This is a genomic window from Micromonospora sp. WMMD1076, assembly GCF_029581475.1.
Taxonomy (GTDB): domain Bacteria; phylum Actinomycetota; class Actinomycetes; order Mycobacteriales; family Micromonosporaceae; genus Micromonospora; species Micromonospora aurantiaca.
Genome location: NZ_CP120862.1, coordinates 1,700,782 through 1,714,223, shown reverse-complemented (window position 1 = coordinate 1,714,223; position 13,442 = coordinate 1,700,782). Strand labels below are relative to the sequence as shown.

The 13,442-nt window shown below is 72.9% G+C and carries 12 protein-coding genes; 6 read left to right on the top strand and 6 right to left on the bottom strand.

The features are described 5' to 3' along the window. Positions 1-68 precede the first annotated feature (68 nt). Positions 69-863 (bottom strand): hypothetical protein, encoded by a 795-nt coding sequence (locus O7622_RS08490; protein WP_282312721.1) that lies wholly within the window; start codon positions 861-863, stop codon positions 69-71. Positions 864-917: 54 nt separating this feature from the next. On the opposite strand from O7622_RS08490, the gene O7622_RS08485 reads away from it, so the two are divergent. Both O7622_RS08485 and O7622_RS08480 read left to right on the top strand, forming a co-directional pair. Continuing rightward, positions 918-2,096, top strand: coding sequence for a DNA recombination protein RmuC (locus O7622_RS08485; protein ID WP_282312720.1), 1,179 nt, complete (start codon positions 918-920; stop codon positions 2,094-2,096). A gap of 149 nt (positions 2,097-2,245) precedes the next feature. After that, on the top strand, positions 2,246-5,536 hold the full coding sequence (locus O7622_RS08480; protein ID WP_282312719.1) for a S8 family serine peptidase: 3,291 nt from the start codon (positions 2,246-2,248) through the stop codon (positions 5,534-5,536). A 58-nt stretch (positions 5,537-5,594) separates the two neighbouring features. On the opposite strand, the gene O7622_RS08475 is transcribed toward O7622_RS08480, so the two are convergent. Then, positions 5,595-6,005 carry a hypothetical protein gene (locus O7622_RS08475; protein ID WP_013474028.1) on the bottom strand — a complete coding sequence of 137 codons (411 nt, stop codon included), beginning with the start codon at positions 6,003-6,005 and terminating at the stop codon, positions 5,595-5,597. Positions 6,006-6,043: 38 nt separating this feature from the next. Continuing rightward, positions 6,044-7,033 (bottom strand): 4-hydroxy-3-methylbut-2-enyl diphosphate reductase, encoded by a 990-nt coding sequence (locus O7622_RS08470; RefSeq protein ID WP_282312718.1) that lies wholly within the window; start codon positions 7,031-7,033, stop codon positions 6,044-6,046. Between the two features lie 87 nt (positions 7,034-7,120). On the opposite strand from O7622_RS08470, the gene xseA reads away from it, so the two are divergent. Together xseA and O7622_RS08460 are read left to right on the top strand one after the other, a co-directional pair. Beyond that, complete coding sequence (xseA, locus tag O7622_RS08465) at positions 7,121-8,359, top strand: exodeoxyribonuclease VII large subunit (protein ID WP_282312717.1); 1,239 nt, start codon at positions 7,121-7,123, stop codon at positions 8,357-8,359. A 13-nt stretch (positions 8,360-8,372) separates the two neighbouring features. Beyond that, a complete protein-coding gene (locus O7622_RS08460; protein ID WP_120571616.1) occupies positions 8,373-8,585 on the top strand; it encodes an exodeoxyribonuclease VII small subunit in 213 nt (70 codons plus the stop codon). A gap of 63 nt (positions 8,586-8,648) precedes the next feature. Here the strand turns inward: O7622_RS08460 and O7622_RS08455 are convergent, their stop codons facing one another. Together O7622_RS08455 and O7622_RS08450 are read right to left on the bottom strand one after the other, a co-directional pair. Then, positions 8,649-9,488, bottom strand: coding sequence for a hypothetical protein (locus O7622_RS08455; RefSeq protein WP_282312716.1), 840 nt, complete (start codon positions 9,486-9,488; stop codon positions 8,649-8,651). Positions 9,489-9,580: 92 nt separating this feature from the next. Beyond that, positions 9,581-10,261: a DUF4245 domain-containing protein gene (locus tag O7622_RS08450; RefSeq protein WP_282312714.1), complete on the bottom strand. Its 681-nt coding sequence runs from the start codon at positions 10,259-10,261 to the stop codon at positions 9,581-9,583. Positions 10,262-10,408: 147 nt separating this feature from the next. On the opposite strand from O7622_RS08450, the gene glpX reads away from it, so the two are divergent. Together glpX and O7622_RS08440 are read left to right on the top strand one after the other, a co-directional pair. Next, positions 10,409-11,440, top strand: a complete 1,032-nt coding sequence (gene glpX / locus O7622_RS08445; RefSeq protein WP_091415773.1) for a class II fructose-bisphosphatase — start codon at positions 10,409-10,411, stop codon at positions 11,438-11,440. A gap of 38 nt (positions 11,441-11,478) precedes the next feature. After that, positions 11,479-12,417 carry a DMT family transporter gene (locus O7622_RS08440; RefSeq protein ID WP_282314087.1) on the top strand — a complete coding sequence of 313 codons (939 nt, stop codon included), beginning with the start codon at positions 11,479-11,481 and terminating at the stop codon, positions 12,415-12,417. On the opposite strand, the gene O7622_RS08435 is transcribed toward O7622_RS08440, so the two are convergent. After that, positions 12,414-13,349, bottom strand: coding sequence for an NAD-dependent epimerase/dehydratase family protein (locus O7622_RS08435; RefSeq protein ID WP_282312713.1), 936 nt, complete (start codon positions 13,347-13,349; stop codon positions 12,414-12,416). The two genes, O7622_RS08440 and O7622_RS08435, sit on opposite strands and share 4 nt — an antisense overlap. Between the last annotated feature and the right edge of the window lie 93 nt (positions 13,350-13,442).

Here is a 13,442-nt window from a genome sequence, read left to right as displayed (position 1 = left end):
TCTTAACGCGTGCGCCCGACGCGCCGCGAGCAGCGCCCGACGCACGGCGCCCGACGCGGCGGCGCCGGCTAGAAGTCGCCGCCGCCGAAGTCACCGCCGAAGTCCCCGCCGCCGAAGCCACCGAAGTCGCCGCCGCCGTAGTCACCGCCGCCGCCGAAGTCGCCACCGGCGTAGTCGCCGCCGCCCATGTCACCGCCCTGGTCGCCGAAGTCCTGGCCGTCGCCGAAGCCCTCCTGGTAACCGGCGTCGTACCCGGGGTCGGCGAACGCGGGTGAGAACAGCGCGTCCGCGATCAGGAGACCGCCGACCACGCCGACGCCCGCGCCGAGCGCGGTCTTCCACCAGGGCGTGGAGTACCAGCCGGCCGGCACCGGCCGCCCCTGGAACCGGCCACCCGGGTAGTAGTAGGGCGTCGCGTTCCCCGGCTGCGGACCGGCCCGGAACGTCTGCCCCTGCACGTCGACCTGGCGCTCCTTGGTGAGCGCGCCGGTGCCCTGGGCGGCGGCGAGCGGCGGCAGCTCCGGGCCCGGGTCGATGCCCATCGCGGTCCGCGCCGCCCGGATGTACGCCAGCCCCTCCAGCGCGGTCTCCCGGGCCAGCCCGAACTGGCGCGGCGTGGTCGCCTGCTCCAGCTGCGAACCGGCCGCGTTGTACCGCTCACCCGCGTCGGCGAGCGCCTGCCGGACCGCCGGGGCGTCGCCGTGCAGGTTCATCAACTGGCCGCCGAGCCGCTCGTACCAGCGCTGCGCCTCGGCGCGGGCGTCGGCCAGCTCGTTGGACCGCCGCGATCTGCTCCCCCTCCGCCAGAACACGAACGCACCTCCGAGCAGCAGGATCAGGACCAGCCACAACGCGAACTCCATGACTCGAACGTACCCAGCGCGCGCTCGTCGTACCCGTTTGGCAAGCTCTTGGCCATGAGCTTTGCGACGCTGGCCGTGGTGGTGCTCTGCCTCGCCGCGGGCGGCGCGGTGGGCTGGCTGGCCGCGCGGGCGCGCGCGGCGGCGGACATCGCCCGCCTGGAGGCGACGCTCGCCGCCACCCGGGCCGGCGAGGGCCGGCTGGAGCAGTCCATGCGGGCGCTCAGCTACGAGGCGACGGCGCAGTCCCAGGAGGCGGTGGCCCGCGCGGTCGCGCCGCTGCACGACACGCTGCGCCGCTACGAGCAGCGGGTGGCGGAGCTGGAACGGGACCGCGTCGACGCTTACGCCGAGCTGCGCGAGCAGGTGCGGTCCATGAGCGCCGTCTCCGGCGAGCTGCGCACCGAGACCAAGCAACTGGTCGCCGCGCTGCGCGCGCCGCAGGTGCGGGGCCGCTGGGGCGAGCACCAGCTCCGCCGGATCGTCGAGGCCGCCGGCATGCTCGAACACTGCGACTTCAGCGAGCAGGTCACCGCCGCGACCGACCACCAGGGGGTACGCCCCGACCTGGTGGTACGCCTGCACGGCGGGCGGACGGTGGTGGTGGACGCGAAGGCGCCGTTCGACGCGTACCTGACCGCGATGGAGGCGCGCGACGAGCGCGGGCGCGACACCCACCTCGACGCGCACGCCCGGCACCTGCGCGCGCACGTGGACGGCCTGGCCGCCAAGTCCTACTGGTCGGCGTTCGACCAGACGCCCGAGTTCGTGGTGCTGTTCGTGCCGGCGGACCCGTTCCTCGACGTGGCGCTGCAACGCGACCCGTCCCTGCTGGAGCACGCGTTCGCCCGCAACGTGGTGCTCGCCACCCCGGCCACGCTGGTGGCGCTGCTGCGCACGGTGGCCTACTCGTGGCGGCAGGAGGCGCTGGCGCGTAACGCCGCCACAGTCCACTCGCTGGCCCGCGAGCTGTACGGGCGGCTGTCCACACTGGGCGACCACGTGGGCAAGCTCGGTAGTTCGCTGAGCGGTGCCGTTACCGCGTACAACCGGGCGGTGGGCTCGCTGGAGGCGCGGGTGCTCGTCAGTGCCCGCAAGCTGGCCGAGCTGGGCGTCTCCGGCGACGAGCTGGCCGCGCCGGCGCAGGTCGAGCTGGCACCGAGGCAGCCGCAGGCACCGGAGCTAATGGGCGCGCCGTCCACATCGGCCGAGAGGTCGACGGACATCGACGTCTAACACGCTGCACGTGATGACGTAGACCGATTCTTGTCACGGACTGGTCACAAACCCAGGCCGGGTAGTGACACATGTCGTCGCGACACGCAGGATCACCGTCACACGTGCCCTGCCCCTTCGAGGGCCCTGTTCTCTGGAGGAAGAGAACGTTGAGTAGACCCCGCACGCGCAGCCGGCGACCGTCCGCCGCGCTTCTGGCCTCGGTCCTCGCGGCCGGCGCCCTGACCGTGGGAGGTGGCGCCGGTACCGCGAGCGCCGCCCCCGCCACCCAACCCTCGCAGCCGACCGCCGCGAAGGCACTGGGCGCACACGACGCCAAGCTGCTCGACGAGGCCGAGGCGAAGAACGCGCCGACCGTCACGATGATCATCGCGGTGAAGAAGGGCTCGGCCAAGAAGGTCGTCGACGGCCTGACCGGCCTGGGCGCCACCGTCAGCCAGCGGTACGACCAGATCGGCTACGTGCTGGCGAAGGTCCCCACCGCCAAGGCGCTCAAGGCCGCCACCCTGCCCGGTGTCGCCGCCGTCGACCTGGACGAGACCATCAAGCTCCCCGACCCGGCGCCCGAGGCGGCGCCGAAGGGCGCCAAGACCGCTTCGCAGGCCCAGGCGCTGGCCGGGCCGGGCGGTGACACCGGTGCGGTTAACCCGTACATGCCGACCAACGAGACCGGTGCGGAGGCCTTCAAGGCCGCGAACCCGCAGTGGGACGGCCGCGGCGTCACCATCGGCATCATGGACTCCGGTGTCGACCTCGACCAGCCGGCGCTCCAGACGACCACCACCGGCGAGCGCAAGATCGTCGACTGGGTCACCGCCACCGACCCGCTGGAGGACGCCTCCTGGCGGCCGATGCTGACCGAGGTCAGCGGCCCGGAGTTCACCACCTCGCTGGGCACCTGGACGGCGCCGGCCGGCAACTACCGGTTCAACGTCTTCCGCGAGAACATCACCGCGAACAGCGACGCGCGGGGTGACCTCAACCGCGACGGCGACACCACCGACTTCTGGGGCGTGCTCTACAACCCCACCACCGGTGACGTGCGCGTCGACGCGAACCAGAACAACGACTTCACCGACGACGAGGTGATGCGGCCGTACAAGGAGAAGTTCCAGGTCGGCCACTTCGGCACGGACAACCCGGCCACCGCTGTGCGGGAGCAGATCCCGTTCGTGGTCGAGTACCGGCGCGACGTGAACACCGCCCCGGTCGGCGGCCCCGGCCTGGTCGACTACGTCAACATCGGCATCATCGAGAGCACCCACGGCACCCACGTCGCCGGCATCACCGCCGCCAACGACATGCTGGGCAACAGCGCCTTCGACGGCGCCGCCCCGGGCGCCAAGCTGGTCTCCGCCCGCGCCTGCTCGTGGGGTGGCGGCTGCACCGCGGCGGCGCTCACCACCGGCATGGCCGACCTGGTGATCAACCGCAAGGTCGACGTGGTGAACATGTCGATCGGCGGCCTGCCCGCGCTCAACGACGGCTCGAACGCCCGCGCGGTCCTCTACAACGACCTGATCAACACCTACGGCGTGCAGCTGTTCATCTCGGCCGGCAACTCCGGTCCGGGCGTGAACACGGTCGGCGACCCGTCGGTCGCCACCGACGTGGTGAGCGTCGCGGCGAGCATCAGCAAGGACACCTGGCTGGCCAACTACGGCTCGGTGGTCCGCAAGGACAACGCGCTGTTCAACTTCTCCTCGCGCGGCCCGCGTGAGGACGGTGGCTTCAAGCCGAACATCACCGCCCCCGGCTCGGCCATCTCCACCGCACCGACCTGGCAGCCGGGCAACCCGGTTCCGGAGGCGGGCTACCCGCTGCCCCCGGGCTACCAGATGCTCAACGGCACCTCGATGGCCGCCCCGCAGGCCACCGGCGCCGCCGCGCTGCTGCTGTCGGCCGCCAAGGCGACCGGCAAGGGCGTCACCCCGGCCGCGCTGCGCCGGGCCGTCTACACCGCGGCCGAGCCGATCACCGGCGTCCCGACGTACGCGCAGGGCTACGGCATGTTCGACGTCCCGGGCGCGTGGAGCCTGCTCGCCGAGGGCGTGCAGACCCGCACCTACACCTCCGAGGCGCCGGTCTGCACCGAGCTGTCGCCGAACCTGACCCGCTACGACCGGGCCTCCGGCACGTTCGTGCCGAACCCGAACGTCGGTACCGGCCTCTACAACCGCTGCGCCGCCGACCGTGGTGGCCAGAAGGTCAAGGAGAGCCGCCACTACGAGGTGAAGCTGACCCGTACCAGCGGCCCGAACAAGGGCGTCAAGCACGAGGTCGCCTTCCGCGGCAACGACGGCACCTACAGCGCCCCGAAGGTGGTCTGGCTGCCGCTGAACAAGACCGTCACCGTCAAGGTGAAGGCCAAGCCGATGACCGCCGGCGCGCACGGCGCCATCATGACCGTCGACGACCCGGCCACCTCCGTGGTCGACTTCGAGGTCGCCACCGTCGTGATCGCCTCGAACCCGGTCGCCGCCCCGGCGTTCTCGTTCTCGGCCGAGGGCTCGGTCGAGCGCAACGGTTTCCGGTCGTACTTCGTGACCGTCCCGCCGGGTGCGGGCGCGCTCCAGGTCAACCTGTCCGGCATCGCGACCGGCTCGCAGACCCGGTTCATCGCCATCAACCCGTACGGCGTGCCGGTCGAGAGCACCGCCAGCACCGCCTGCTACACCAACTTCTCCGACGCCGCGGTCTGCAAGCCGCAGGAGCGGGACTACCAGAACCCGCTGCCGGGCGTGTGGGAGATCGAGGTGGAGGCGCGTCGCACCTCGCCGGCGCTGGACAACCCGTTCCGGCTCCAGGCCCGCGTGCAGGGCGTCAAGGTGGAGCCGGCCGTGGTCCAGCTCCCGTCGGTCACCGCTGGTACCCCGGCCCCGGTGAGCTGGAGCCTGACCAACACCTTCGGCCCGGTCCAGGTGACCGGCGTCGGCGGCCCGCTGGCCAGCGTCCGGACCGAGCGGCCGAGCATCACCGAGGGCGCCAGCCAGGAGTACGTGGTGGAGGTGCCCGCGGGCGCCACCTCGTTCACCGCCCGGATCGGCAACCCGTCCGACCTGAGCGCCGACCTGGACCTGGCCGTCTTCCTGGGCGCGACCCGGGTGGGCCAGTCGGCGGACGGCGACTCCGAGGAAGCGGTCACGCTGACCAACCCGACGCCCGGCACCTACCGGGTCGTGGTCGACGGTTACTCGATGAGTGACCCGAGCACCGCGTACGACTACCGGGACTCGTTCGCGTCCCCGGCGCTGGGCACGCTCTCCGCCCCGTCCACGCCGCTGTCCCTGGCCAACGGCGCCACCGCCACCCTCACCGGTGCGGTGACCGCCCTGTCCACCCCGGCCGCCGGCCGGGAGCTGTACGGCGACATGGCCGTCACCACCACCGAGGGCGCGGTCGTCGGCCGCGGTTCGGTGGAGATCGTCTCGGTCGGCTGATCCGCTGACACGACGGAGCCCCGTCCCCTCTCGTCGGGGGCGGGGCTCCGTCGTGTCGTCAGGCGGGGCGGGCGGACTCGACCACGAACGGGGTGCCCTGCTGGCAGGTGGTCATCATGCCCGGCTCGGGACGGCCGGTGACCTCGACCCGGGCGCCGGCCTTGAGCACGTCGCGCGGGCCACCGACGAGCAGGTGGCCGTCGAGCAGCAGGCAGTTCGGCTCGACGCCGGCCTGCACCGTGCCGCTGATGACGGTGCCGCCGACACCCGGCGGGGTCGACGGGCCGCCCTTCCAGGAGGGGTCCGGACGGCTCGGGCTGGTACCGGGGTCGGGCTGGCTGGTCACCGGGGCGGCTCCCGTCGTACTCGGGCTCGGGTCGGAATCGGCGGACCCGTCGCCGGGTGCGGCGCAGGCGGTCAGCGCGAGACCGGCGAGCAGTGCGACGAGCACCGTACGAGGAGTCTTCATGGTTGGTTGGACGCGGCCGACGGCCGATCCGTTCCCGGTCAGCCGCGGGCCGCGGCGGCGGCCTTCATGTCGCGCTTGAGCTCCTGCGGCAGCGAGAACGTCAGCCGCTCGTCGGCGGTGGTGATCTCCTCGACGTCGCCGAAGCCGCGCTCGGCGAGGTGCGCGAGCACCTGCTGGACCAGTTCGTCCGGCACGCTCGCGCCGGAGGTCACACCCACGGTCCGGACGCCGGTCAGCCAGGCGTCCTCGATCTCGTGCGCGAAGTCGACCAGGTAGCCGGCGCGGGCCCCGGCGTCGAGCGCCACCTCGACCAGCCGGACCGAGTTCGAGGAGTTGCGCGAACCGACCACGATCACCACGTCGCACTCGGGGGCGATCTCCTTGACCACGTGCTGGCGGTTGGAGGTCGCGTAGCAGATGTCGTCGCTGGGCGGCGACTGGAGCAGCGGCAGCCGCTTCTTGAGCCGGGCCACGGTCTCCAGCGTCTCGTCCACCGACAGCGTGGTCTGGGACAGCCAGACCACCTTCTCCGGGTCGCGCACGGTGACCTTGTCGACCCCGTCCGGGCCGTCGACGAGCTGGATGTGGGCGGGAGCCTCACCGGCGGTGCCGATGACCTCCTCGTGCCCCTCGTGGCCGATGAGCAGGATGTCGTAGTCCTGCGCGGCGAACCGCCGGGCCTCGTGGTGGACCTTCGTGACCAGCGGGCAGGTGGCGTCGATCGCCCGCAGCGAGCGCTGCTTGGCCTGCTCGTGGACCTCGGGGGCGACGCCGTGGGCGGAGAAGATGACTGTGGCGCCCTCCGGCACCTCCTCGTTCTCCTCCACGAAGATCGCGCCCTGGGCCTCCAGCGTGCGCACCACGTGCTTGTTGTGCACGATCTGCTTGCGCACGTAGATCGGCGCGCCGTAGAGCTTCAGCGCCTCCTCGACGGTCTGCACCGCCCGGTCCACGCCCGCGCAGTAGCCGCGGGGGTTGGCCAGGAGCACGCGCTTGCCGGTCCGGGGAGTCGTCTCAGCGTCAGTCACCCGCCCATCGTACGTGCCGCCCTCCCGCGCGGCAGCGGCCGCGAGGCGCACGCGGGCGCTGTCGGTCCCGGGCCGTAGGGTGGGCGGGTGAGCGCGGGCGAGGAGGGGCAGAGCAAGTCTGACGGGCGGAGCACCGCCGAGGAGCCGTGGCCGGTCCGGGTGGTCAGCCAGAAGGTCGGTGCCTGGGTCGCCCGCCTGGGCTGGGTCTGGGTCGACGGCCAGGTGGCGCAGATCAGCCGCCGCCCCGGCGCGAGCACCGTCTTCCTCACGCTGCGCGACCCGTCGGCCGATCTCAGCCTGACCGTCACCACCAACCGCGACGTGCTGGACGCGGGCGCGCCGGAGCTGCGCGAGGGCGCCCGGGTGGTGCTGCACGCCAAACCCGAGTTCTATGCCGCGCGGGGCACGCTCAGCCTGCGGGCCGACGAGATCCGCCAGGTCGGCCTCGGTGAGCTGCTGGCCCGGCTGGAGAAGCTCAAGAAGCTGCTCGCCGCCGAGGGCCTGTTCGACCGGTCCCGCAAGCGGCGGCTGCCGTTCCTGCCGGGCCGGGTCGGCCTGATCACCGGCCGCGCCTCGGCGGCCGAGCGGGACGTGCTGACCAACGCCCGCCGCCGCTGGCCCGCCGTCGACTTCCGCACGATCAACGTGGCGGTGCAGGGGCCGAGCGCCGTGCCGGACATCGTCGGGGCGCTCAAGGTGCTCGACGCCGACCCGGCCGTCGACGTGATCGTCATCGCCCGGGGCGGCGGCGGCATCGAGGATCTGCTTCCTTTCTCCGACGAGGCGCTGTGCCGGGCCGTCTTCGCCTGCCGCACACCGGTGGTCAGCGCGATCGGCCACGAGACGGACGCGCCGCTGCTCGACTACGTGGCCGACGTGCGCGCCTCCACGCCGACCGACGCGGCGAAGCGCATCGTGCCGGACCTGACCGAGGAGGTCCGCCTGATCGGCCAGGCCCGGTCCCGGCTGGAACGGGCCGTTCGTCACCTGGTCGACCGGGAGCAGCACCGGATCGACCTGCTGCGCTCCCGCCCGGTGCTGGCCCGGCCGCAGGTGATGGTCGAGCAGCGGTCGGTGGACGTGTCCGCGCTGCGCGACCGCGCCGGCCGGTCCCTGGAGCACCGGCTGCGGGGCGCCACCGACGACCTGCGGCACACGCTGGCCCGGCTGCGCGCGCTGTCCCCGGCGGCCACGCTGGAGCGCGGCTACGCGATCGTGCAGCGCGCCGACGGCCACGTCGTCCGCGCGGCCTCCGAGGTGGCCAAGGGCGATCCACTGCGGGTACGCCTCGCCGAGGGCGAGCTGACCGCCACCGTCGACGGCTGAGGGAAGAGAGACGATGACCGGGACGAAGCAGGACGAACAGCTCAGCTACGAGCAGGCCCGCGCCGAGCTGGCCTCGGTGGTGGAGAAGCTGGAGGCGGGCGGCACCTCGCTGGAGGAGTCGCTCGCCCTCTGGGAGCGCGGCGAGCAGCTCGCCGGGGTGTGCCAGCGCTGGCTGGACGGCGCCCGCGCCCGCATCGACGCCGCCCGCCAGCGCGCCGAGGACTGACCCCGAAGACGGATCCTGGGCAGTTCTCGTCCGAGCGAGAACTGCCCAGGATTCCGGGAACTGTCAGTTGAACAGGTTGTACAGCTCGGCCGGGGCCTCGACGACCTGGTCGGCCGGGGGCTTCTGGGCCGCCGACGCGTTACCGTAGTCGGTGTAGGTGATCTTCAGGTCCTGCGCGGCGCTCTGCCCGGCGGCCGGGATCTTGAGCACCATCTCGCTGAGCCGGCCCTGGGTGTCGACCTTGGCGGTGAACGGCACCGACTGGGCCTGCGCCCCGAGCGCGGTGATCACGGCCGGGTCGAGCGAGCCCGCCTCGGCGGCCTTCGACACGTCGACGGTGCCCTCGTACGCGCCCTCGCCGGTCTGCCGTACCTCGGTGATGCCCTGGGTGAGCACGGCGCTGCCGGCCGGGTCGAGCTTCTCGAAGTCGAAGCCCAGCGCCCGGTTGCCCTTGACCCGGTTCTGGTCGAGGTGGTGGTACTTGCCGGTGTTGAGGTTCTTCACGCCGGGGATCTGTGCGGCCGCGGTGCCGCCGAGTTCCAGCTTGACCCAGCTGTCCGGTTTGGCATGGATCAGGTCCAGCTTCATCATCAGGTCCGACGACGGGTCGCCGATTGTCATCCGCATGTCGGCGCTCTGGCTCGCCTCGTGCACCTGCCCTTCGGCGGTGGAACCCGCGCCGGTCATGGAGAACTTGAAGTTCCCCTCACGGATCGCGTTCGTGGAGTCGAGCAGAGCCTGCTTGGCCGCGCTGCTGGACGCCGTGGCGCTCGGTGCGACGCTGCCGGAGGCGCTCGGGGTCGCGGAGGCGTCGGACGTCGTCCCGTTGCCGTTGCAGGCCGCCAGGCCGGGAATGAGCAGCGCCGCGGCGAACGCGGTGGCGCTGAAGCGTCGTATCTTCACGTCAACCTCTCCAGGTGGGTCGTCCGGGCTCGATGTCCCTTCTGTTCCCGGGAGCGGGGTTCCGCAATCCCGTCTCACCCGGTCGGAGGACGTCAGCGCAGCGACGTGGCGAGCCTGCGCAGCTCCGCCTCCCCGGCGTCACCGACCACGATCACCGTGCGGTTGGGCTCCAGCAGGACGAGCGCCTGCTCGTTGCCGCGTGCCGTGTAGCGCTGCCAGCTCAGCCCGCCGGGCAGGTCGGCGGCGCCCTGCGGCTGCCCCTCGGTCAGCTCGACGGGCAGCAGCTTCTCCGCCGGGACGTTGCTCTCCACGAGCTGCGCGCCCCGGCCCTCCGGGGTCACGTACCCGATCCGCAGCGTCGAGCCGTCCGCCTCGGTCCGGAAGCGGGCGTTGACCGTGCGCCAGTCGTCGCCCAGCCCGGTCGGCTCGCCGACCGGGAAGGCGTTCGCGGAGCGGGCCTGCTCCAGCGCGGGCGCCGGGTCGACTGTGACCGGCGAGTCGCCGCCGAGGAAGCCCCGGTAGAAGGCGAGCAGCAGCGCGATCGGGACCAGCAGGATCAGCAGGGACAGCGCCATGTCCTTCGGCGACCGCTCGGAGCGGGCCTTCTCCTTGCCCGCCGGCGGCGCGGGGGTGGGGGCCGGCTCCCCCCGGTCCGCGACGAGCGCGGGCTGACCCTCGGACGGGGCCGGGGCGCCGTCCGGTCGGACCGGCGGCTGGCCCTCCGGCGGGGTGGCGTCGGTCGGTGTGCGGTCGGCAGGCTGTGCGGCTTCCACAGGGCCATTGTCGCAGCCCACCGGGTGACGTGATCCTGGCCTCCTCCGCCCCGCCGGGACGGCGAACCTGAGATCGTGTGAGGATCAGCGACAAAACCGGCGGCGGTGGCCGCCGGTCCCACCCCGCAACGTCGCGAGGAGGCCGCCATGACAACCACCAGGACGCGGACGCCCCAGGATCTCGACCGCAACCTCGCCCTCGATCTGGTCCGGGTCACCGAGGCCGCGGCGATGGCCGCCGGCCGCTGGGTCGGCCGGGGCGACAAGGAAGGCGGCGACGGCGCAGCTGTCGACGCCATGCGAAAGCTGATCAACTCGATCCCGATGCGCGGCGTCGTGGTGATCGGCGAGGGCGAGAAGGACAACGCCCCGATGTTGTTCAACGGCGAGGAGGTCGGCGACGGGACCGGCCCCGAGGTGGACGTGGCGGTCGACCCGATCGACGGCACCACGCTGATGAGCAAGGGCATGCCGAACGCGCTCGCCGTGCTGGCGGTGGCCGAGCGCGGGGCGATGTTCGACCCGAGCGCCGTCTTCTACATGGAGAAGCTGGCGGTCGGCCCGATGTACGCCGACGTGGTGGACATCAACGCCGGGGTGGCCGAGAACATCAACCGGATCGCCAAGGTCAAGGGCACCGACGCCGCCGAGGTGACCGTGTGCGTGCTGGACCGGTCGCGCCACGACGACCTGGTCAAGCAGATCCGGCGTACCGGTGCCGGGATCCGGTTCATCTCCGACGGCGACATCGCGGGCGCCATCGCGGCGGCCCGCGGCGAGTCGGACGTCGACGTGCTGATGGGCATCGGCGGCACCCCGGAGGGCATCACCGCCGCGTGCGCGCTCAAGTGCATGGGCGGCATGATGCAGGCCAAGCTCTGGCCGAAGGACTCCGACGAGCGCCGCAAGGCCCTGGACGCCGGGCACGACCTGGACCGGGTGCTGTTCACCGACGACCTGGTCACCGGTGACAACTGCTTCTTCGTGGCCACCGGTGTCACCTCCGGCGACCTGCTGCGCGGCGTGCGCTACCGCTCCGGCGGCGCGTACACCCAGTCGATCGTGATGCGCTCCAAGAGCGGCACCATCCGGGTGATCGACTCGTACCACCGCCTGGAGAAGCTCGCCCTCTACTCGGCTGTCGACTTCGACGGACGCCCGCTGGCCGAGCAGGAGTGAGCCGGACCGGGACGGCGGCACCACCGGCACCGCCGACGCTGTCGACCGGGCGACGTGTCGCCGGTGTCGGGTTGGCCACCGCCTCGGGCGTGATGGTCGCCGTGCAGTCCCGGATCAACGGTGAGCTGGGCGTACGCCTGGCCGACGGGATCGCCGCCGCTGTGGTCTCGTTCGGCGTGGGCCTGCTGATCCTGCTGGTGCTGGTCCCCGCCACCCCCGGTGGCCGGCGGGGACTGGCCGCCCTGCGCGGCGCACTGCGCGCCGGCACGCTGCGACCGTGGCAGTGCCTGGGCGGCGTCTGCGGCGCGTTCCTGGTGGCGACGCAGGGGCTGACCATCGGCGCGCTCGGCGTGGCGGTGTTCACCGTCGCGGTGGTGGCCGGGCAGTCCGGCAGCAGCCTGCTCGTCGACCGGGCCGGCATCGGCCCGGCCGGCCGGCAGCCGGTCACCCCGAACCGGCTGATCGGCGCGGTGCTCACAGTGCTCGCCGTCCTGCTGGCGGTGGGCGACCGACTCGGCGACCCGGACGCGCTGGCGCTGGCCCTGCTGCCGCTGGCGGCCGGGGTGGGCATCGCCTGGCAGCAGGCGGTCAACGGGCGGGTCCGGGCGGCGGCGGGTAGCGCCATGACCGCCACGCTCGTGAACTTCACAGTCGGGACGGCGGCGCTGCTCGTCACTCTCGCGGTGGACCTGGCGGTGCGCGGGCGGCCGGCCGGCGCTTTCCCGGACGAGCCGTGGCTCTATCTCGGCGGCCCGCTCGGGATCGTGTTCATCGCGCTGGCCGCCGCCCTCGTCCGGTTCACCGGCGTGCTGCTGCTCGGGCTGGCCACGATCGCCGGGCAGATCGTCGGCGCGGTGCTGCTGGACCTGGTGCTGCCGACCGCCGCCTCGCATCCCGGGCTGGACACGCTGCTCGGCGCGGCGCTGACCATGGTCGCCGTACTCGTCGCCGCGTTCGGCCCGACCCGCCGCCCCTAACGGGCGGCGGGTGCGGGGGCACGCAGGCCGCTGATCATCTCGTCGACCACCCGGTCCAGCGGCGTCCCCTCGATCCCGAACGTCTCGCTGGCGGCGGTGGAGTCCATCACGAACGGTCCGGCGAACTGGTGCGCGGTCTCCCGCAGCTCCCGGGCGAACGGGTCGGCCACGCCACCGAGCCAGAGCATCGGGTAGGGCATCCGGATCAGCCGGGGCGCCGGCGCCCCGGTCCGCTCCGCCGCCCGCTCGGCGAGCGCCCGCATGGACATCGGGGGCGCGCTCGGCACGTGCCAGGCCCGTCCCCAGGCCCGCGGGTCGGTGGCGGCGGCGACGAGGGTACGGGCGACGTCGCCCACGTATGTCCAGGTGTGCGGCGCGTCCCAGGCCACCGGCAGGAACACCCGCTGCCCGGCGAGCACCTTGGGCAGCACCATCATGGGCAGCGAGTTGCCGCCGAGGCCGATGTAGTCGGAGCCGCGTACCTCGGTGGTCCGGGCCCGGCCGGCGCGGTGGGCGGCCAGCGCGTCGGCCCACATCCGGTTGCGGACCCGGCCCTTGACGCCGGTGGCGGCGAGCGGGGTCGCCTCGGTCATCGGGGCGTCGACCGGGCCGTACCCGTAGAGGTTGCCGACTGTCGTGAGCACGGCGCCGCTGCGCTCGGCGGCGGTGAGCAGGGCGGCGGCCAGCGGCGGCCAGTCCGTCCGCCACCTGTGGTACTGCGGGTTGGCGCAGTTGTAGAGCGCATCAGCGCCCTCGGTCAGCACGGCGAGCCGGTCCGCGTCGGCGGCGTCGGCGGCCACCCGCTCGATCGCCTGGTGCTCGGGGCCGGTGCCGCGCCGGGTCACCACGCGCACGCGCTCGCCGCGCTCGGCGAGGAGGCGGGCGGTGGCGGTGCCGACGGGGCCGGCGCCGACGATCACGTGTAGTGCCATGACAGGTCCACCTTCACTGAAGCAGTTGTCCGAATCGAGAGCACCGCTCTCACAACAGAGCATGACTCATGGAGGCGGCCCAAGTCAAGAGCA

Bases quoted from the DNA above. Each gene is read 5' to 3' on its own strand.
- O7622_RS08475 (WP_013474028.1), bottom strand. From the start codon at position 6,005: ATGAAGACTCCTCGTACGGTGCTCGTCGCACTGCTCGCCGGTCTCGCG.
- O7622_RS08435 (WP_282312713.1), bottom strand. From the start codon at position 13,349: ATGGCACTACACGTGATCGTCGGCGCCGGCCCCGTCGGCACCGCCACC.
- glpX (WP_091415773.1), top strand. From the start codon at position 10,409: ATGACAACCACCAGGACGCGGACGCCCCAGGATCTCGACCGCAACCTC.
- O7622_RS08485 (WP_282312720.1), top strand. From the start codon at position 918: ATGAGCTTTGCGACGCTGGCCGTGGTGGTGCTCTGCCTCGCCGCGGGC.
- O7622_RS08460 (WP_120571616.1), top strand. From the start codon at position 8,373: ATGACCGGGACGAAGCAGGACGAACAGCTCAGCTACGAGCAGGCCCGC.
- O7622_RS08490 (WP_282312721.1), bottom strand. From the start codon at position 863: ATGGAGTTCGCGTTGTGGCTGGTCCTGATCCTGCTGCTCGGAGGTGCG.